We start from the raw sequence: 21,170 nt of genomic DNA on the forward strand, positions 1-21,170 counted from the left end.
GCCTCCTTTGGTTTGGTCAACAACAGTGACCGGTTAAAAAAAACGGTTCGGACAGGGTCTCTTTTTGCCTCCTCTGCGTTGCGGCACTCGACTGGTCCGCGATGTGATCCGTCAGCCTGTTATTCAGATAAAGGCAGCCTAGATTGCCTTCGGCATCGGCACTCATTCGGGCGTGCTGAAATGGTTTCAGCAGGTCGGGGCAACCGTTTCGCCGACCAATCCTTTGGGAAAAAGTCTGTCCCCACACAGTAGAAAGCGCGGTAAGTGGATCAGCAGGCGCCGATACACTGGATAATACCGTTTTCATGAATGAACTTGAATGAAGAATCGCGCTGACATTACTTGAACTAGCTGTTGAACTAATATAAGGGAAATCGATCAATTCATCAACCTCGATTTTTTGATCCGCCATCTGTCTATGATGAGATCGACGAATCGGAGATGCCAGAGCAGTGTAGGCAGGTGATCCTTGGTGGCAACAGATGGCCCAAACACTCACCAGAATATCGATGAAGCCCCGGGTCAGCGTCATTCTGCCCACCTACAACCGCGGCTGGATCGTCGAACAGGCCGTCGATTCGGTGCTCGATCAGCAATATGACAATCTCGAGCTGATCGTCGTCGATGACGGCTCCAGCGACGACACCCCTGGGCTACTGTCGGCTTACGGACAGCGCATCCGTGTCATCCGCCAGGATAACCGGGGCGTCAGCACAGCCAGAAATGCCGGCATCCGGGCGGCAGGCGGCGACCTGATCAGCCTGCTGGACTCAGACGACATCTGGCTGCCGGGAAAAATCACCGCCCAGGTGGATTTTTTCGCCGAGAACCCCGATGCCCTGATCTGCCAGACCGAAGAGATCTGGATCCGCAACGGCGTGCGGGTCAATCCGGGCCGGCGCCACCGCAAAAAGACGGGCATGATCTTTGAAGAAAGCCTGGCCCTGTGTCTGGTGAGCCCGTCTGCGGTCATGGTGAGAAGGCCGCTGCTGGATGAGGTGGGCCTGTTCGACGAAAGCCTGCCCGCCTGCGAGGACTACGACCTGTGGCTGCGCATCGCCTGGAAATATCCGGTCCATCTGATCGACCGCCCCCTGATCGTCAAACACGGCGGCCACGCCGACCAGCTCTCGCGCATGCCCGAGCTGGACAGATACCGCATCCAATCGATCTGCAGGCTGCTTGACCGCGGATGCCTCTCCCCGGGCCAGCACAAGGCGGCCGTCGACATGCTCGAAACCAAGTGCGCCATTTACGCCCAGGGCTGCCGCAAGCGGGGACGGCTGGCAGATGCGGATCATTATGGCGGGCTGGCGGAAAAATATCACAAGGGGACGAAGGGACGACAGCCCAAAGCGTCGTCAATTCGATAATGTTAGACCTCCTTAGGAGAGCCCACGCAGATAAAAGTTCAGATTGTAAACGCTTTTATAGATGGCGACATGGCCTTTATGGAGCAACGCGCCCCAACGACCGCCCGAATCGCAGCTGAGTCTGATTCGCTTTTGAAAACATGCGGACGTCTCTTGTTAAAGCCCGGTTATTTTGGTTTCCGTCGAGGACCGCGATCATCGAGGCGACGGGTGGTGTTTATTTCGGCTACACCGGCCGTACGGGGTGATGCAAAATACAACACATTCCCAACCAACTGGCATTATTAATAAAACGTGCCATTTCTCTGCAATGCCGGCGACCCTTTGTAGCCGCTTTGATCCATTCTGGTGGTAGAAAGCGCGCAGCGCTGGTTTGAAGCATGCGATAAAGATCAATATTCCATTTAATCATAGATAGTTATTAGCCTTGAGAGACTATGGCAGACTCCTTGCTAAAATTGATCGTCAGGCTGTACCCGAACCAAGGAGGTCATCGCCATGAATACCCTTCGAAAGAAAAGCCCAGTTCCATCCAAGAAGCGCGTGGCTTGCTTCAATGTCATCGAAGATCGCTGCATCTGGATGAAGGCCGGTGTGATCAATTTTCGCATCTGCGACAACGCGTTCGACTGCAATACCTGCGCTTTTGACAAAGCCCTTCGCAAGGCCATGCGGATCGACCCCCACGTTGACACGCCAACGGCGGCTCCCCAATGGGTCGCGCATCTCATCGAACGCTACGACGGCGCCAATCGCCCCTGTCGGCATGCACTGACCGGGCGGATCGCTGCACCGAAGATCTGCCCTTATAACTACGCATGCCATCACTGCCCCTTTGATCAGATGCTGGACGAGGTGGATCTGGCGGCCGATTGGGGCAGGCCGGTCTGCAGAACGGTGTCCGGTTTCGCCCTTGCCGCTGACCACTACTATCACATGGGCCACAGTTGGGCCCGGTTTGAGCATGGCGGACGCGTCAGGGTCGGTCTGGACGATTTTGCGGCGCGTCTTTTCGGCCATCTGAACACCATTGACCTGCCGCCCCTGGGGGCCGAGGTGCTGCAGGACCGCGTCGGATGGACATTCGGACGCGAAAACCATCGGGCGGCGGTGCTCTCACCCGTGACGGGAACGGTGCTGGCGGTCAACCATCCGGTGCGGGAGCATCCGCAGCTGGTCAATGAGGATCCTTACGGCGGCGGTTGGCTCTTTATCCTAGAGCCGGACATTCCCAAGCGCAACCTGAAAAGGCTGTTCTTCGGGCAGGAGAGCGTTCAGTGGCTAGACCAGGAGAGCCAGAAGCTGCACGATTTGCTGGGCCCGCCATATCAGCTTCTGGCCGCGACCGGGGCATCGGCCGTGCGGGATATTTACGGCAGCGTAGAAACGCTCCGCTGGGAATTGTTGACCGCCATGTTCCTGCATACCAGCTGCAAGCCGTGACGATCTCCGTCCGCTCCTCAACAGCCGGACGGTTGACCAGGGCCGCATTCACGCAGCACCCGGCGCAAGGATGCCCGACAGTATCGGCAATAGTTGAGCGGAATGCCATCCAGCGCATCGACATCGCCGGAAAAATACATCAGGCACTGGCGATCCTCGCAGTGCAGCAGATTCAGCGTATGCCCCAACTCATGCAGGGCAATTTTGGCCATCCGCTCCAGGATCTGGTCGGCGCGTGGCGGGGCTCCGGAAATGGGGCTGTCCAGGCGGAAAAGTGAGACCAGGGCCACTCGCCCGTTTTGCCTGGCTTCACCCAGCAGATGCGTGAAAATGGGAGTGAACAGGTCCGCATCCAACAGCGCGATGATTTTAAAGTAGTCGTTCAGGGGCATAGCCTCAATGGCCTGAATGAGGACGGCTGCATCAACCTGCATCCGTCTGTGGTCCATGGCTTCGGCAGGAATTTCCATGGGTGCCAACGTGTCAGCCGCGAGGTTCAGGTAGCCGGAGACATGGGCGGCCAAAACCTTGGCGACGGTAATCGGTGCCAGTCCTAAAGGGACTACTGCGACCACCGGCTGCAGCCGGTGAGGCGCCCGTATCGGGATCATTGCCTACCGTTGGCAGCACCGCCGGGTTTCAACTGGTAGCGCCGGATCTTTTTATGCAGGGTGACGCGGTTGATTCCCAAGGTCCGGGCTGCCTGGGTGATGTTCCAGGCATGAGCATCCAGAATGCAGCGGATATGATCTTTTTCCATGTCACGCAGGGAGACCCCGGCGGATACACCAACTTGGGGCGGGTTAAGGAAAGCAAAGTCAGATTCATTCAGAACCCGTGACTTGGACAATACCACGGCCCGTTCGATGGCGTTTTCTAATTCCCGGATATTGCCCGGCCAGCCATAGGCCTCGAGCCTGCTGAAGGCCTGGGGCGAAATGTGATCCACGCGTTTGGTGGTTTCGTGACAGCATTTTTTCAGAAAGTGATCCGCCAGCAGCCGGATGTCCTCACGGCGCTGCCGCAGGGGGGGGATTTCGATGCGGATAACGTTGATGCGGTAATAGAAATCCTCACGAAAATCCCCGGCATTAATGGATGCGTCCAGGTTGCGGCTGGTGGCCGTAACCAGTCGGAAGTCCACGGCCACCGGCTGTCGGCTGCCCAAGCGGGTGATTCTTTTTTCTTCCAGCACCCGCAACAGGTCAACCTGCATTTTCGGGCTGATCTCACCCACTTCGTCCAGAAAGAGCGTTCCGCCATTCACGACCTCAAGAAATCCCTTGCGCTCCTGAACCGCGCCGGTGTAGGCGCCTTTCTGATGACCGAAAAGCTCGGATTCCAGCAGCGTATCGGGGATGGCCCCGCAGTTGATGGCGATAAACGGCAGATTAGCACGCGGACTTTTGGCGTGAATCGCCTTGGCGATGAGTTCCTTGCCGGTGCCGGTCTCCCCGGTGAGAAGCACCGTGGCATCGGTGACGGCAACCTCGGCGATCATTTCAAAAATGGTCGTCATCGGCGCCGACTGTCCGATGATATTGTCAAACCGGGTGATCTTCTCGAGGCGGCCTTTCAGGTAATTGTACTCGGACTGCTGCTTCTGCTGCTGGACCACCTTTGCCATCACCAGGGAGAGTTGATCCGGCTTGAAGGGTTTGAGCAGGTAGTCGGTCGCTCCGCTTTTCATGGCCTGAACGGCGGATTCGATGGATCCGTAGGCGGTGATGATGATGACGAGGGTCTCCGGGTACGTCGCCTTCACCGACGCCAGCAGTTCGATGCCGTTCATGCCGGGCATCTTGATGTCCACAAAAAGAAGGTCGAAGGGGGTTTCTTCAAGCTTTGCCAGGGCCTCGTCGCCCGAGGCGGCGGTGGCAACCTTGTGACCACTTTTCTGGAACCAGTAAAAAAAAGATTCGCGGATTATTTTTTCGTCATCGACAATCATGATTTGCATACGCCCCCCATTAACCCTTCCGTGCAGCGGCCGACGATGCAAGCGGAAACTGGATGGTAAACGTTGTGCCTTTGCCGACGTCGCTGTGAACCGAGATCTCTCCCTGGTGGCTTTTAACAACGCCGTAGACGATGGACAGGCCCATGCCGGTACCTTCTCCCATGGCTTTGGTGGTGAAAAAGGGATCGAAAATATGGTTCAGATGATTCTGGGAGATTCCCTGCCCGGTGTCCCGGATTTGGACTTCGGCGACCTGCTTGGCAGCCCTGCGGCATGAAACGATCTCCAGCCGTCCGCCGGGTCCCATGGCCTCGATGGCGTTGAACAGCAGATTGAGAAAACACTGTTGCAGCCGGTTGGTGTCTCCATGCACAAAAAGAGGTTCGGTGGTCATATCCAGCCTGAAAATCTGATCCTGCAGTTCGATGCGATGCCGGATCAGATCGGCCACGCTAGAAATCACTTCATTGAGGTCAATCTCTTTATATGCGTTGTGCGTCTCCCGTGAAAAGGAGAGCAATCCGCTGATGATTTTGCCGCAGCGTTCCAGTTCTTCCGCCATGATATCCGCAAACGCCCGCAGATCGGTGACCTCGCCCTCCGTCAAGGCGTTGCTGACCAGCATTTTTTTCATCAGGTGGCTGAAGGTCAGCAACCCCTGTATGGGGTTGTTGATCTCGTGCACGCAACTGGCCACCAGTTTGCCCAGCGAAACCAAACGATCTTCCTGGATCAGCTTGTTCAGGTCCGATTTAAGTTCCTGCTCCCGTTTTTCCCACCGGGAGGAGAGGTCCTGCGCGATGTCCCTCCAGATTTCGATGATCCGAACGGTTTTGCCGTTTGGATCCCGCACCGGATAGGTCACAATGTCGTTGAAGGTCAGCATCCCGTCTCCCGCCGCCACCGGATGGATCACCTGGGTGGGTTCACCGGTCCGCAGCGTTTCCAGCATCGGACAGGTCAACCCATTGCGCAGCGGGTCGCAGGGGGCATCGAATCCGTGAATGATCCGGTAACAGTGGTTGCCGATAACGGTTGCACGGGTCTGGCCGACGTTGCGCAGGTAGGCATCGTTGGCCGCGGCGATCGTAAAATCCGCATTGATCACCACGATGCGTTTCTGGTTCTGGTGGATCAGAAAATCGCGGAGGGTTTCCTCAAAGACGATCTGTTGTTCGGCAAACCTGAGTTTCTGATCGACCATAAACAGGTTGCGCAACAACCGGCCGACATTGTGCTCCACAATTCCTACGCGGTCGGGCCGATTCTGGATCAGCTCCATGAGCACATCCCGATTGTTGGTCAGCTCGATGATGCCGTCCAGGTCTTTCAACACAAAAAGATCTCTGAAGTCGGTGGTGGTGTAAATACCCAGTTGCCGGGCCAGGCGAAAGCCTTCGGCCTCGGGGTTGATGTCACACACGCCGACAATGTCGATGCGCAGGAAAGGCAGGCTTTCCGAGCTGAGCAGTTTCAGGAAGAATTCGCAGGCCCGTCCGCCGCCGACAATAGCCAGTTTAAGGGTAATCTCTCCGTCAGGTGGTTGGCTCATGGTCCTTACCCCCCAGATCGGCGAATTGGTGCAGACGCATTTTCATGCAGGTCGCAAAAAGGGTGGTTCAGGTTCGGAGAGGCCTTGGCAGGGGCCGGCATCAACATCAGCCCCGCCAGCGATGCACCCGGGCCGGATTGCGGCAGGCAGACGCCTGCTGGTCGGCGCCGCAGAAATTGCAGCCATCCGGATTGTGGGCATATGCTGATACTAAATGGCCCACGTCGAAATGTCAAGACGTCTCCCTAACCTGCATCCAATTGAAATAAAATAGTTTAATGACGGTCTGTGCTTGACCGCACCCCATTGGGGGTTAATTCAGAAAACCATGTCTTCAATCTGCCCGGAAGCCATGTAAGTTGAATCCTTGCCACCTATCTTAAATCATCCGCTCGATCTCTCCCACCCGCTTATTCAGCCGCTTGACCGAAACCGGCCCGTCGGTGCCCAATTCCTGGGCAAAGACCGACACCTTGTACTCTTCGATCATCCAGAAAAAAGCTTCCACGGCGGCCCGCTTTTCAGCGGATGTCGACGAATCCATGGCTTGCAGCATGCGATTGAGGTGATCGACAAACGGCGCCACCAGGGTTTCCCGGGAACGATCCTTCTCCAGGTCGGTGCTTCCCCGCTGGGCCCGGATGGAAAGGGCGCTCAGGTAGCGAACCAGGTGCGACAGACGCTCACGGTCGTACATCAGCACAAAGTTCTCGGGGAGCAGACGGGTCAGTTCGGACTGGAGGGTGTGCAGGAACTGCGCCACCACCGGAGCAGCGATCTGTTTTTGCGATAGATCAGCGATTCGGCAGCGTACCTCGTGGTGGGCTTCGACCACGGCGATGACCGCAGCGCGAAGGTCCTGGCCGCACTGGTGCATCCGCAATGCGGTCAGTTGGTTCAAACGGGCGTTGTAGTCCGAAGCGGTGAGAATATGGTGGGCGAACAACTCCCGTGTAACGCACTGGAAAAGCTGTTCCTCAATGGCGGCCATGCCACCGAAGTAGAGCGTCTGGCGTTTCAACAACGCCGGCAGCTTCAGGTTCTTTTTCAGGAATTTGAGATCCTCGGCGAAATGGCGGGCCAACAGGGCCGCAACCCCCTTGACATGCGCCGCATCGGCCGCCCCCGGATCGCTGAACAATCGGATCCGGATCTCACTGCCGTCGGCCTCCAGTCTGGGGATCAGGTGCCATGGCGCACCCCGCTGGTCTTCTTCGGTGAGCATGTGCGGCAGATCTCCGAAATCCCAGACGGTGATGCCCTGGCGTTCCCATTGCCGGGCCAGGGCCGACATGCCGTGGGGCAGAGCCGGACCCGGCCGTTTGCGCGCCAGCAGGTCTTCGTCCCGGCCGCTGGCGACCACCCGACCCTCGGCATCCACTATCGCCAGGCGCATCTTCAAATGGTCCGGCAGTGCGTCCACCGGCCAGGCCGCGGCCGGGATATCCACCTTCAGACGCTGGAAGAGAATGCGGCTCAGGGCGGCAGGCAGGCTCTCCAGGCCCCGGGGCATCTCACGCAAAATGGTCTGCACCGTGTCGGCCACCGGCACCAGCTTGACCCGATAGGCTTTGGGCAAGCCCTTGATGAGCGTGGTGATCTTCTCGGGAAGCAGGCCCGGTACCAACCAGTCCAGCTGCTGGCGAGAGACTTCACCGGTGGCTTCAACCGGGATGGTGACGGTAACCCCATCGACCTCCGCCCCCGGTTCGAAGGCGTAGTCACAGTCCAGCACCCGGTGGCCCAAGTCCAGCCGCTGGGGAAACTGTTCGAGAACGTCCGGATCCGGTGCGCAGCGGATCAGCATATCCCGGTCCAGACGCAGGAACTGGTCACCGCCCTGTTTACGGATGCGATGCTTGAGGGTCCGGATGTCGGAGACACCGGCAAGCCGCTGCCTGTAAAAATCCGCCAGCACCTCGTCGTCCACCAGGATATCCCGGCGCCGGATGCGATCCTCCATGCCGCGCACCTCCTCCACCAGGTCTGCATTGTGGCGCATGAATCCCAGCGGCTGCTTCACGTCGCCTTCGACCAGAGCGCTGCGCACGAAGATGTCCGCCGCCTGCTGCGGATCGATGCGCCCGAAGGCCACGCGCCGGTCCTGCACGATGGGCAGGCCGAACAGGGTCACCTGCTCCCGGGCAACCACCTCCCCGCGGCTGCGCTCCCAATGCGGGTCGGACCAGGTGCGGCGGCACAGGCCGCCGCCCAGCGCTTCGAGCCAAGCGACATCGATGACCGCCGCCTTGCGGGCGAACAATCGTGACGTCTCCACCATTTCGGCGGCCACGATCCAGGCGCCCGGATGCTTGAACAGACCCGATCCGGGAAAGATCATTACCTCGCGGTCCTTGGTGGCCCGAAAAAAGACATTCTCCTTCTGCATGGCGATGTTGGAGAGAAAACCACTCAGAATCGACCGATGGATGGCGGCATACAGGGGATGAAACCTTCCGTCGTCGGCTTGGTCGGCAGCCGGAAGCGCTTCGAGGGATTGACCCCCGCCTTGTCCAGGACTGAAGTGCTGCTCTCTCAAAACAGCCGTGATCTGGCCATGGATGTCCCGCCATTCCCGAATGCGCCGGAAAGAGAGAAAATTCAGGTGGCAGAACTTTTTCAGCTCGCCGATGCTGCCCGGGCGATCCGCGCCGGCATGGATCGCCTGCCAGATATTGAGCAGGGTCACAAAATCGGAAAGCGGGTCCACAAACTTCCGATGGGCCTGATCCGCCAGAGCCTCTTTGTCCGGCGGACGCTCGCGCACATCCTGAATGCTCAGTGCGGCGGCAATGACGACCACAGGTCCAAGGCAGCCTTCCCGTTGGGCTTCGATGAGCATGCGCGAGAGACGCGGATCGATGGGCAGCCGGGCCATGGTGCGGCCATTTTCAGTCAACCGATACCCGGCGGCGCCTTTGCGGTTGCCGTCCTGGTCCGCGATGGCGCCCAGTTCAAGCAGCAGGTCGAATCCATCGCGGATGCGCTTGTCCGCCGGCCGGTCGACAAAGGGGAAATCGGCAATATCCCCAAGCTTCAGGGCAATCATGCGCAGGATAACCTCGGCGAGGTTGGCGCGCAGAATCTCCGGCTGGGTGAACAGGGGCCGGTTGAGGTAATCCTTTTCGGTGTAAAGACGAATGCAGACCCCGTTGGCCACACGCCCGCAGCGCCCTTTGCGCTGGTCGGCACTGCTTCTGGAGATGGGCACCACCGGCAGCGCGGTGGTCCGAGAGCGGGGCACATACTGGGAGATACGCGCCAGACCCGTGTCCACCACATATTTGATTCCCGGAATGGTGATGGATGTCTCGGCCACGTTGGTTGCCACAATAATCTTGCGCTGCGCCGTTCCCGCAAAGACCTTGCGCTGTGCGCCGACACCGAGCCGGGCATACAACGGCAGGATCAGGCTGAGCGGAAAGCGGCGCCCTTCCAGCGTCTCGCAGGTCTCGCGGATATCCTGCTCGGTGGGCATGAAGATCAGGATATCGCCCCGGGTGCCTTGCGCAAACAACTGATCCACGGCCAGTGCCGCCAACTCAACGGGCGCCCGGTCCTCCTTGTCCTCCGGGTCGTCGTCAGGATAAAAATAGCGCGTCTCTACCGGGAACAGCCGTCCCGACACCTCGATCACCGGCGCATCGTCGAATGCCTTGGAGAATTTATCGGTGTCGATGGTGGCCGAGGTGATGATCAGCTTCAGATTGCTTCGTTTGTGGACCAGCTGTTTGAGGATTCCCAGAACGAAATCGATGTTCAGGCTGCGCTCGTGAGCCTCGTCCACGATGATGGTGTCATACTGGTTCAGCCAGGGATCTCCCTGGGTTTCCGCCAGCAGGATGCCGTCGGTGACCACCTTGATGTAGGCATCGGGATCGGTCCTGTCCTGGAAGCGGATCTTGTAGCCCACCGACCGGCCCAGATCCTCCCCCAGTTCCTCGGCGATGCGGGCGGCCACCGTTGTTGCGGCAATGCGACGGGGCTGCGTGCAGGCGATCCTGCCGTCGATTCCGCGACCTGCTGCCAGGCAGAACTTGGGAATCTGGGTGGTTTTGCCCGACCCGGTCTCACCGGAGATAATGGTCACCGGGTGATTGTGGATGCTGTCGATGATCTGGGCTTTGGCGGCGGTGATGGGCAGGTGAGCCAGATCCTGAAACCGGGGCACCCCTGCACGGCGTCGCTCGCCTCTGGCAGCGGCGTCACGGATTTTCAGCGCCAGGCCGTTCAGGCGCCGGGCAACGTCCGCGTCCGCCAGTTTTTTTCGGGAACGCGCCAGCCGGTCCAGTTCACGGCGCAGGAGGACGGCATCGCTGTGCATGGCCCTTTTAAGCAGGGCCCGGAACTGTTCAATTGGTTTTTGGTTGTCGATCACGGATGGTCCTGTTCGTCTGCCTTCACCAGACTCGCGGCAGCCATTTACTACCATGAACAATAAGGAAAACAACCCTTTTTGCCTACGGCAGTCCGCAAATCGGTCGCCCCCTGCGGATCTGAAACGCGGCAGCAGGCGCCTTCCCCGCTGCGATCAGCGGGCTCAGCCAGGGAACTGGAAATGGATTTTCATCCTTGCGGTGAATACGCCCCGCGGCAAAACCGAGGGGCGTATTCAATTGTGCCCTTTGGCGCGATCTGCTAAGCTGTCCATGAAGTCGATGCGGCCGGCGACGCGCCTGGAATCGGATCAACCATTGAGCAATGCACCCGGATTGAGGTACGAATGATGACAAAAAACGGTTTGGATCGGCGGGGATCGATCGCCCTTATCTGTATTGCCGTGCTTCTGATCGGGGCCATCGATCAGATGACCAAGGATGCACTTAAGGTCGGGCACATCCTCAGAACCATCGAAATGCACCCCCCCGGATCCGACGGCAGGGATCTGACTGCCCAAGTGACTGAAGATGAGCTCAACGCCTACATCGCCTATCGTCTGGCACAGGAGCAGGAGCCGGTTTGCGACAGCCTTACGGTGAAGCTGCTGGATCACAACCATGTTCACGGCAAACTCCGGTTTGATGCGCAGCGGCTCAACGTGGACACGCTGCTGGGCGAAAATCTGGATTTTGATTTCAAGGGCGTTTTTCTGACCCGGGAAGGAGCCGCCCGTATCGATCTGGTCTCCCTGCAGCTCAACGGCCAACCCGTCAATCCACAGGTACTGGACTTCGTTATCCACACGGCTGCGTTGGTTTACCGAACGGAATCGTCAGGCATCAATGACTGGTATGAATTGCCCAAAGGCATAAAACGGATACAGATAAACAAGGCCAAGGCTGTCTTGTATTATTGACAACATCGTTGAGCGATCGCTTGCATCCACGATTTCAGGAAAAGGCACCCCCTTCGAAGGGTCACCATAAAAAACCATCGGTTCGGGCACGCAGCCGGAACCGATGGTCGAATGGTACATTGAAGACCACAACAAACGGCCTTGGGTTTGCGATTATCCCTTCAGGGGGAACTTGGGTTGAATGGTATTGTAGTAGGCCGTTTCGGAAACACTGCCCCACGTGCCGACGACTTTCTGGAATTTTTTAAAGTCCTCGTTGACTTTGGTGGCGATGGCCGTCTTGGCCGCCTCTTCGGCCACCACCTCGTCGGACATCTTCTTCAGGTCGGCCATGACCTGTTCGGGGAACTGAACCAGCTGCGACTTTTTCTCGTTGATCAGGGTCTGCAGGGCCTGGCCGTTGAGGGACTCGAACTGAGCCAGAACCCAGTGCTCGGTCTCGGTACAGGCGGCATCGATGATGTGCTGCAGGTCCCTGGGCAGGCTCTCGTAGGCCTTCTTGTTGAAGAAATACTCCAGGTAGGTGCCCGGTTCGTGCCACCCGGGGTAGTAGTAGTACTTGGCCGCCTGCCAGAGCCCCAAGCGCAGGTCGTGGAGGGGGCCCACCCACTCGGTGGCATCGATGACGCCGCGCTCCAGGGAAGTGAAGATCTCACCGCCGGGCAGCAGCACCACGGTGCCGCCGGCCTTGGCCAGCACCTTGCCGCCCAGGCCCGGGATGCGCATCTTCAGGCCCTTGAAGTCATCGATGGTATCGATCTTCTTGTTGAACCAGCCGCCCATCTGAACGCCGGTTGAGCCGCCCGGACGGGGAATCAGGTTGAAGGGGGCATAGGTCTCCTCCCACAATTTCAATCCATTGCCGCCGTAAAACCAGGCGCTCATGCCCTGTCCGTTCAAGCCGAAGGGCACGGCCGAAAACCACTGGGTGGCCGGCTCCTTGCCCGCCCAGTAATAGGCGGCCCCGCTGCCCACCTCCACCGTGCCGTCGGAAACCGCCTGAAAGCTCTCCAGAGCCGGGACCAGTTCGCCGGCGGCGAACACCTGGATATTGATGCGGCCGTCGGAGAGTTCTCCGATGCGTTTGGCCAGTCGATCACAGCCGTCCTGCAGCACGGGCAGCTTGGGGGGCCACGTGGTGACCATTTTCCAGTTGTACTTTTTTTGCGCGATCACAGTCGGCGCATTGACCGCCGTTGCCGCAACCGCCGCCGCACCGATGCCCGCCTTCTTCAGAAAATCTCTTCTCTTCATCTCTGGACTCTCCTTGGTTAATGATGGGATGATGGAAACGATACCCGCTTGACGAAGCGCAAACCATTCATTCATCGCCCGAAGACCACTTTGGGCAGCCAGGTGGCCAACTGCGGAAAAAAAGCCACGATCGCCAGGCCGATAAGCTGCACGAAAACAAAGGGGATAATACCCCGATAGATATGCCCCGTTGATATTTCCGGCGGCGTGACCGCCTTGAGGTAAAACAGGGAGAACCCGAAGGGCGGCGTCATGAACGAGGTCTGCAGGTTGACCGCGATCAGAATGCAGAACCACACCGGATCGAATCCGAATTCGATCATGATGGGGGCCAGCACGGGTACATGGATAAAAGTGATCTCGATAAAATCCAGGAAGAAGCCGATCACGAAAATCAGCCCCATGACGATGAACAGAACCATGTTGTGGCTGTAACGGTGGGCCATGGATCCCAGAAATTCCCGCACCAGCCCGTCTCCGTTCAGGCCGCGGAACACCAGGCCGAAGGCAGCCGCTCCGCACAGGATGATAAACACCATGCAGGTCAATCGCACGGTGGTCTGCATCACCTCCTGCAGGGTCTGCAGGGTGAATTTGCGGCTGGCGATGGTCAGCAGGGTCGCACCCACGGCGCCCACGGCAGCCGCCTCGGTGGGCGAGGCGATACCGGCGAAAATGGACCCCAGCACGGCCACCATGAGGAACAGCGGCGGGACCAGCGCCTTGGCCACCCGGACCGCCAGCTGGCCGGGAGAGATGGCGTCCAGTTCGGCCCTGGGGATGGCCGGTGCCCATTTGGGCCGCAGCCAGGAGACCAGGAGAATGTAAAAGACATACAAGGACACCAGCAGCATGCCAGGCAGCACCGCACCCATGAACAGGTCGCCGACGGAGACGCCGACGATATCGCCGATCAGCACCAGCACGATACTGGGGGGGATGATCTGACCCAGTGTGCCGGAAGCGGCAACCGTGCCGGTGGCCAGTTCATTTTTATAGCCGCGGCGCAGCATGGTGGGCACGGCCAGCAGGCCCATGGTCACGACGGTCGCACCCACGATGCCGGTAGAAGCGCCCAGCAGGGCCCCGACCACCACCACGGAAACGGCCAGCCCACCGCGCAGGCGGCCGAAGAGCAGTCCCATGGTGTCGAGCAGCTCTTCAGCCAGGCCGGAGCGCTCCAGCATGACCCCCATGAAGACGAACAGCGGCATGGCGATCAGGGTGACGTTGGTCATGACCCCCCAGATGCGCAGGGGCAGCAGGTTGAAAAAGGACCAGCCAAAGCCGATCAGGCCGAAGCAAAGCGCGGTACCCAGCAGGGTGAAGGTGACCGGAAAACCGGCCATCAGCAGGATCGTCAGGGCCAGAAACATCCACGCAGCCAGATATTCCATCAGGGATTCTCCTCGTCAACAGTTTCCGCACCCAACAGCTGCAGCAGCGCATGCAGTCCCATGGAGATTCCCTGGAGCAGCAGCAGAACATAGCCCACAGTCACGGTTCCCTTGACAATGAAGCGGTAGGGGATGCCCCCCGGATCAGGGGAGCCCTCCAGCATGGAAAAGGAGTTGCTGACAAAATGCCATGAGGTGCTGATGACCAGGTAGCAACCGGGAATGAGGAAAAAGATCACGCCGAGAAGGTTGATCCAGGCCTTGCCCTTGACGCCGAGGCGCTGGTAGATGATATCGACCCGCACATGGCCGTCGTGGAGCAGGGTGTAGCCGGCACCGATGAGAAAGATGAACGCAAACAGGTGCCACTCCAGCTCCTGGACGAAAACGAAGCTGGTCCTAAACAGATAGCGCATCAGCACATCGATAAACACCAGCAGGATCAGCAGCACCGTCACCCAGGAGACCAAACGCCCCACCGCCTCGTTGGACCGGTCGATGGCGTTGCTGACACCCTTCAGTAGATTGAGCATGAACACCGCCTGAAAAGAAAAATCCGCAAGTCAATATAATCCCGTCGAACCACCCGATATTCCGGCGGCTTCAGCGGCGTGGGCCCCGAATAGCTATATGCTACAACTCGCTACAATATGCGGGTCACAATGTCAACATGCAGAAAAAGTGAACCGGCTTCATTAGCGCTCCGATTCGGCCCGCCACCGGTTGGCGGCTGAGTACACCACGACTTTTGCTTGATAAAGGCGCAACGAACCGTTATGAATATACGCTCAAAGCGCAGACCAGAAGGGGTGCGGTTTAAACGGGGGGACTTCGAGCCGGGGATGACCTGAAGATCCCCGGCAGCTGGCATACGAAGGGCAGCGGATGGCGGGAAATTCATACTGGGCCGACGGCTATGTGCAGAAACGATGCACGGCGGAAGATGCCATCGGGCACATCCGGCCCGGTCAGCGGGTGTTTATCGGCTCGTCCTGCGGTGAACCCCAGCATCTGGTCAAGACCCTCTCCGAGGCGACAGAATGGTTCACCGATCTTGAGATCGTGCGGCTCATGTCCCTGGAAACCGCCCCCCTCTCGCTGATCGCCGACCGCACCCGTGGTCAGCGGTTGAACATCCGCTCCTTTTACATGGGGTCGGCAAAGTCCAAGCACCTGGCTGAGAAAGCGCGTTTTCTGACCCCGCTGAATCTGTCCGCCGTGCCCCGCCTCTTCAAGAGCCGGCGCATGCCCATCCACGTGGCGCTGATTCAAACCACGCCCCCCGATGATTTCGGCTGGTTGAGCCTCGGTGTTTCCGTGGACATTACCCTGGCGGCGGCAAACTCGGCCAATCTGGTCATTGCCCAGGTCAACCCGGAAATGCCCCGGGTCCTGGGCCGCAGCTTCATTCACGTCAACGATGTCCACCTGGTGGTGGAAAAGCAGGAACCGATCCTGACCCTGCCGACCGTCCCCGAATCCGAAGCGGCCGACACCATCGCCCGGCTGATCGCCCGGCTGATCGAGGACGGCTCCACGCTACAGATCAGCCCGGGTACGGCACCCCAGGCGACCTTGATGACCCTTGCGGATAAAAACGACCTGGGCATTCACACCCAGTATCTGACCAACGAAATCATGCATCTGTTTGCCCGCGGGGTGATCACCAATCGCCGCAAAGGACTGAACAACGGCAAGATGGTGGCCAGCAGCGCCATCGGGTCTCCCGGTCTATACGAATTCATCGACAACAACCCGGGCATAGAATTTCATCCGTCGGATTACGTCAATGCACCGGGCATCATTGCCGCCCACAACAAGATGGTTTCCCTTTCCGTGGCCATGGCCATGGACCTGACCGGCCAGGTGGCGGCCGACGCCCTGGAATTCAACAACTTTTCAGGCGTCACCGGCATGCTGGACTTCATTCGCGGCGCGTTTCAATCCGAGGGGGGGCGAAGCATCATCATGCTTCCCGCCACGGCCCTTGGGGGCAAAAAAAGCCGTGTCGTCCCCATGCTGAGCGATACCGCCATCGTGGTTCCCCGTGCCGATGTCCACTACGTGGCCACCGAATTCGGCGTCGTCAATCTCTTCGGCAAAAGCCTCCAGGAGCGGGCCATGGCCATGATCAGCATCGCCCACCCGGATTTTCGGGATGAACTCCTGCACCAGGCCAAACAGCTGAAACTGATCGGCGCGCAGCGGACGCTGAAAGGCGCCCTGCAAGGGGTTTATCCACTTCGCCTGGAAGAGACGCTGGTGATCGACGGGCAAAACGTAACCATCCGGCCGGCCAAGCCGGTTGACGAACGGCGCATTCAGGAGCATTTTTACACACTTGGCAAAAACGATATCCTTGCACGCTTTTTTCACGAGAAGACCAGTTTCGGCACCGATGATGTCGGTGATGTCTCCCAGGTGGACTACATCAGAAATCTCACCATTCTGGCGGTGGTCGGCGAGTTCGGCTTCGGCAAGGTGGTCGGCATCGGCGAATACCTGCTGGACCCCGCCTGCAACCTGGCCGAGGTGGCCTTTTCTGTCAGCGGCGCCTGGCAGGGAAAAGGGCTTGGCCGGCGGATGATGAAAAAACTCTTCGAAGGCGCCCGGGAGAATGGCATCGCCGGGTTTACCGCTTATACGGCGCCCGGCAATAAGGCCATGATCAGCCTGTTCAACAGTCTGCCGGTAAATGTGTCCACCACCATGGAAGACGGCATGGCCGCCCTGGAATGCCGATTCGACGATATGAAAATCAGCTGAGGGATTTTTTCTATGACCACCCATAGCATCAAATTTCTACCCCATCACCGCGAAATCAAGGTAAACGACGGCGAAAACCTGCTCCGTGCGGCCATGGAGGCCGGCGTTCACATCAACGCCTCCTGCGGCGGCGAGGGCGTCTGCGGCAAATGCCGGGTCATCGTGGAGGCCGGTGAGGTCGAGGGAGGCATCAGCGAGCAGTTGAGCACGGCCGACAGGGAAAAAGGCTACCGGCTGGCCTGTCGGTCGACGATCACCGGGGATGTGGTTATCCGCGTACCCGTGGAGTCGGCCGTCGATGCCAGCGTCCTGGGCCAGTACTATGTCCCGCGACGCACGGCAACCATCCGGCAGATGAACCTCAACGATCTTAAAGAACAGGGGCTGTTCCTGCCGCCGGTGGAAAAGGTCTACATCGAATTGCCCGAACCCGACCACCAGGACCACCTGCCAGACGTCACCCGCTTGGTGAGCCGCCTGAAACTCCACCACAAGGAGCACCGCCTGACGGTAAGTCTTCCGGTAATCCGTAAAATTCCCGATGTGCTGCGCAAGGACGGATTCAAGGTCACCGCCACCCTGGCCCGGCCGGTGATGGAGAGCGGCAAGTCCGAAATCATCAACGTGCAGCCCGGCGACACCACGGCATACAACTATGCCATCGCCATGGACATCGGCACCACCACGATCTACGGGCAGCTGATCGATCTGAAGAGCGGAGCGATCCTTTCCGAACAAGGCGATTTCAACGGCCAGATCAGCTACGGCGAGGATGTGATCAGTCGAATTGTGTATGCGGAAAAGGAGGGCGGGCTGGATCGCCTGCACAAGGTGGTAACGGAAACCATCAACACGATCATCGGCAAGATCGTGCGCCGTGCCAAGGTGAACCCGGACGACATCGCCGCCATCACCCTGGCGGGCAACACGACCATGACCCAGCTGCTGCTCAAAATCAACCCCCGTTATATCCGCCGGTCACCATACGTGCCGGCATGCACCCTCTTTCCACCCATCCGGGCGGTCGATTTGGGCCTGGACCTGCGCGACCACGTCACGGCCCTGGTCTACCCGGCCATCTCCAGCTACGTGGGCGGAGATATCGTGGCCGGCGTCATGGGCTCGGGGTTGTACCTGGACGATAGGCTGACCCTGTTCATGGACATCGGCACCAATGCGGAAATTGTCATCGGCAACCGGGACTGGCTGGCCTGTGCCGCCTGCAGCGCCGGACCGGCCTTCGAGGGCGGCGGCATTAAATTCGGCATGCGGGCGGCCAAGGGCGCCATCGAGGATTTTTCTCTGGATCCGGGCACCTGGGAACCCATGCTCATGACCATCGGCAATTTACGCCCCAAGGGCATCTGCGGGTCAGGCCTGATCATCATGACCGCGGTCATGTTCGAACTGGGCCTGATCAACAACCTGGGCAAATTCAACCGGGATCTGGCCACCAACCGCATTCGTGAAGACAACGGGGTCTGGGAATACGTGCTCGCCTGGGCCGACGAAACCCAGATCGGACGGGACATCGCCCTTACCGAAATCGACATCCAGAACCTGATCCGGGCCAAAGGGGCTATTTTCAGCGGCTGCATGACCCTGCTCACCGAAGTGGGCATGAACATGCAGGATGTTGATCGGATCATCCTGGCCGGTGGTTTCGGCAGCTATGTGGACCTGGAGAAGGCCATCACGATCGGGCTGCTGCCGGAGATCGACGCCGAGAAGGTGACCTTTATCGGCAACAGCTCTCTGCTGGGAGCCAAGATGAGCAGCCTGACCAACCGTATCCGCAAGGATGTGGTGGCGGTTACCCACAGCATGACCAATTTTGAGTTGTCGGAAACCCCATCTTACATGGACAACTACGTGGCGGCCCTGTTTTTGCCCCACACGGACATCAACAAGTTCCCCCGGCTCAAGGCGCGCATGGCCCAGCGGCGCCAACCGTCATGAAGCAGCCGCGGCAAAGCGGCACCTGGACGGAAAAAAATTTGATGAACTGTCATTTACCGAGGTATTCGGGCACCATGGTCCCACGGCTTCCCACTGAAGCCAATCTATCAGGAAATTGGGATTTAATCGCACTCGTCTATTGACAAATAAACCGTCCAACCTATAAGGATAATGCTTGGTTTTGCGCCTTTGGGAAGCGCGAAACCATCCTGGCCGCAAAGGCCTTTTCGCAATGGATCGCAAGCTGTTCTTCCGATTGACAAACATGACATTGTTGGCGTACCAGAGGACTGTTTTGCCGATGCTGCTTCGCATGCAACCGAAAACGACCCATCACCCTGACTGCAATCCAATCTATTGCCCGCCCATTCGCTTCCACGGCTTTATATCTACCGCTGTAGATATTATACATCATAAATTCCTATACGAAAGGGGGCCTGAGTTTTTCATTTAGGGGTTGGGTGTCTTCACCCGGCCGCGCGCACGATGAAGCACCGCATTGCTGTTGCAAACCGCAATCATTAACCGGCAGCTGATAAGGAGGTAACTTTGAGTTTCGAATTCTATAAAGAATCGTATGCAGGTGCGATAAAGGCCATCTCCATCGGTAAAGGCAAAAAAGCCGTTACCGTCGGAGGAGAGACCTGCTACCCACTCTACCAGTTTGAGGGGAAAATGCCCCACAAACCGAGAATCGCCATGGAGATCTGGGACATGGCGCCCGAAGAGTGGCCGGCAGCCGCATTGGAACCCTTCAAAGACGTAATTTCGGATCCGGCCGCATGGGCAAAAAAATGCGTCAAGGAATACGGCGCCGAAATTATCGTGCTCCAGCTCAAAAGCACCGACCCCAACGGCACCAACGCCAGCCCAGCGGATGCATCGGCCACGGTCAAAAAAGTACTCGGTGCCATCGACGTTCCCCTGGTGATCTGGGGCATCGCCAGCCACCAAAAGGACGAGGCGGTCTTCAAGCAGATCGCCCAGGACTGCCAGGATGTGCAGTTGACCTTAGGCCCGGTGGAAGACAAAAACCACAAGGGCATCGGCGCCGCCGCCATGGGCTACGGCCACGCCATCATCAGCTCGTCCCCCATCGACGTCAACCTGGCCAAGCAGGTCAACATCCTGCTTGAAAACCTGGGCATGCCCATGGATCGGGTGATCATCGACCCCACCACCGGCGGTCTGGGCTACGGTCTCGAGTACAGCTACTCGGTCATGGAACGCCTCAGAATGGCCGCGATGGCCCAGGGCGACGACAAACTCCAGATGCCCATCATCAACAACCTGGCCAACGAGATCTGGAAGTGCAAGGAGGCCAAGCAGAGCATGGAGGAAGCCCCGAACCTGGGTGACCCGGAAAAACGCGGCATCCTCATGGAAGCCGTGGGCGCCGTCACCTACCTCATGGCCGGTTCGGACATCCTGATCATGCGCCACCCCGAAGCCATCCGGCTGGTCAAGGCCTTCATCGACATCGCCATGGACGGTGGCAGCGCCGCCGACATCGCCCCCATCGTCAAAAGGCTGGAAGGCGTTTCGGTGGATCTGGCCGCCCTTGCCCCGGCACCGGACCTGACCATGGAGCAGGAAAAGAAAGCCGCACCGGCCAAAACAGCCGCTGCCGCCAAAGCTGCACCCAAGGCTGCCGAAAAACCCGTCGCCAAACCCGCCGCTGCTCCGGCGGCAGCAGCCAAAAAGGCCGAGCCTGCACCAACCGCACCAGCGGTAGACGCGCAAGCCAAAGCCAAGCAAGATGCCAAGGCTGCGGCCAACGCCGAAGCAGCCGCCAAAGCCAAGGCTGAAGCAGATGCCCAGGCCAAGGTTGAGGCGGAAGCCAAAGCCAAGGTGGCCGCCGAAGCCAAGATCAAGGCCGAGGCCGAAGCCAAGACTAAAGCAGACCAGGCGGCAGCAGCCAAAGCCACCGCCGAAAGAGAGGCCGCCGAGGACGCCCTGCGTCAGAAGCGTGCCGCTGAGCGCACCAAAATGGCAGCCGAACGCAGCACGGGCAAGGTCGACAATGTGGTCCCCATGACCCCTGCCGCCGAACAGAAAAGCGAGCCTGAAAAAATTCTTGACCGGCTCGACTGGGTCCACCGGCGTGTCTCACTGTATTAACTCCTGAACCGTTAACCATTGCCGAAATCAATACGAGGAGGAACCTCTA

14 protein-coding genes are annotated in these 21,170 nt (G+C 58.8%); 6 read left to right on the top strand and 8 right to left on the bottom strand.

All coding sequences use genetic code 11. The features are described 5' to 3' along the window. Positions 1-16: 16 nt before the first annotated feature. Positions 17-532, bottom strand: a complete 516-nt coding sequence (locus tag R6V78_RS02135; RefSeq protein WP_410287673.1) for a hypothetical protein — start codon at positions 530-532, stop codon at positions 17-19. Between R6V78_RS02135 and R6V78_RS02140 the strand changes: the two genes are divergently transcribed. Next, positions 510-1,373, top strand: coding sequence for a glycosyltransferase family 2 protein (locus tag R6V78_RS02140; protein WP_410287674.1), 864 nt, complete (start codon positions 510-512; stop codon positions 1,371-1,373). The two genes, R6V78_RS02135 and R6V78_RS02140, sit on opposite strands and share 23 nt — an antisense overlap. Positions 1,374-1,871: 498 nt before the next feature. Further along, a complete protein-coding gene (locus tag R6V78_RS02145) occupies positions 1,872-2,816 on the top strand; it encodes a glycine cleavage system protein H (protein ID WP_410287675.1) in 945 nt (314 codons plus the stop codon). A 17-nt stretch (positions 2,817-2,833) separates the two neighbouring features. On the opposite strand, the gene R6V78_RS02150 is transcribed toward R6V78_RS02145, so the two are convergent. From R6V78_RS02150 to hrpA, 4 genes are all read right to left on the bottom strand, one after another. Continuing rightward, complete coding sequence (locus R6V78_RS02150) at positions 2,834-3,391, bottom strand: zinc metallopeptidase (RefSeq protein ID WP_410287676.1); 558 nt, start codon at positions 3,389-3,391, stop codon at positions 2,834-2,836. Positions 3,392-3,423: 32 nt separating this feature from the next. Continuing rightward, a complete protein-coding gene (locus R6V78_RS02155; RefSeq protein WP_410287677.1) occupies positions 3,424-4,776 on the bottom strand; it encodes a sigma-54-dependent transcriptional regulator in 1,353 nt (450 codons plus the stop codon). 10 nt (positions 4,777-4,786) lie between these two features. Further along, positions 4,787-6,328 carry an ATP-binding protein gene (locus tag R6V78_RS02160; protein WP_410287678.1) on the bottom strand — a complete coding sequence of 514 codons (1,542 nt, stop codon included), beginning with the start codon at positions 6,326-6,328 and terminating at the stop codon, positions 4,787-4,789. A gap of 379 nt (positions 6,329-6,707) precedes the next feature. After that, entirely contained in the window at positions 6,708-10,706 is a 3,999-nt protein-coding gene (hrpA, locus tag R6V78_RS02165; protein ID WP_410287679.1) for an ATP-dependent RNA helicase HrpA, read from the bottom strand. A 345-nt stretch (positions 10,707-11,051) separates the two neighbouring features. On the opposite strand from hrpA, the gene R6V78_RS02170 reads away from it, so the two are divergent. Further along, positions 11,052-11,624 carry a hypothetical protein gene (locus tag R6V78_RS02170; protein ID WP_410287680.1) on the top strand — a complete coding sequence of 191 codons (573 nt, stop codon included), beginning with the start codon at positions 11,052-11,054 and terminating at the stop codon, positions 11,622-11,624. Between the two features lie 153 nt (positions 11,625-11,777). On the opposite strand, the gene R6V78_RS02175 is transcribed toward R6V78_RS02170, so the two are convergent. The 3 genes from R6V78_RS02175 to R6V78_RS02185 form a co-directional block, all read right to left on the bottom strand. Next, positions 11,778-12,878, bottom strand: coding sequence for a TRAP transporter substrate-binding protein (locus R6V78_RS02175; protein ID WP_410287681.1), 1,101 nt, complete (start codon positions 12,876-12,878; stop codon positions 11,778-11,780). 71 nt (positions 12,879-12,949) lie between these two features. Continuing rightward, a complete protein-coding gene (locus R6V78_RS02180; RefSeq protein ID WP_410287682.1) occupies positions 12,950-14,275 on the bottom strand; it encodes a TRAP transporter large permease subunit in 1,326 nt (441 codons plus the stop codon). Continuing rightward, entirely contained in the window at positions 14,275-14,808 is a 534-nt protein-coding gene (locus tag R6V78_RS02185; RefSeq protein ID WP_410287683.1) for a TRAP transporter small permease subunit, read from the bottom strand. The genes R6V78_RS02180 and R6V78_RS02185 overlap by 1 nt, the downstream gene beginning before the upstream one ends. A gap of 352 nt (positions 14,809-15,160) precedes the next feature. Here R6V78_RS02185 and R6V78_RS02190 point away from each other — a divergent pair, with 352 nt between their 5' ends. From R6V78_RS02190 to R6V78_RS02200, 3 genes are all read left to right on the top strand, one after another. After that, positions 15,161-17,041 carry a GNAT family N-acetyltransferase gene (locus R6V78_RS02190; RefSeq protein WP_410287684.1) on the top strand — a complete coding sequence of 627 codons (1,881 nt, stop codon included), beginning with the start codon at positions 15,161-15,163 and terminating at the stop codon, positions 17,039-17,041. A 12-nt stretch (positions 17,042-17,053) separates the two neighbouring features. After that, the gene (locus R6V78_RS02195; protein ID WP_410287685.1) at positions 17,054-19,000 is read left to right on the top strand and encodes an ASKHA domain-containing protein; all 1,947 of its coding nucleotides are present in this window, start codon (positions 17,054-17,056) and stop codon (positions 18,998-19,000) included. Positions 19,001-19,549: 549 nt separating this feature from the next. Next, complete coding sequence (locus tag R6V78_RS02200; protein ID WP_410287686.1) at positions 19,550-21,121, top strand: acetyl-CoA decarbonylase/synthase complex subunit delta; 1,572 nt, start codon at positions 19,550-19,552, stop codon at positions 21,119-21,121. Positions 21,122-21,170: the final 49 nt, after the last annotated feature.

Source organism: Desulfosarcina sp. (assembly GCF_046496365.1).
GTDB lineage: Bacteria > Desulfobacterota > Desulfobacteria > Desulfobacterales > Desulfosarcinaceae > Desulfosarcina.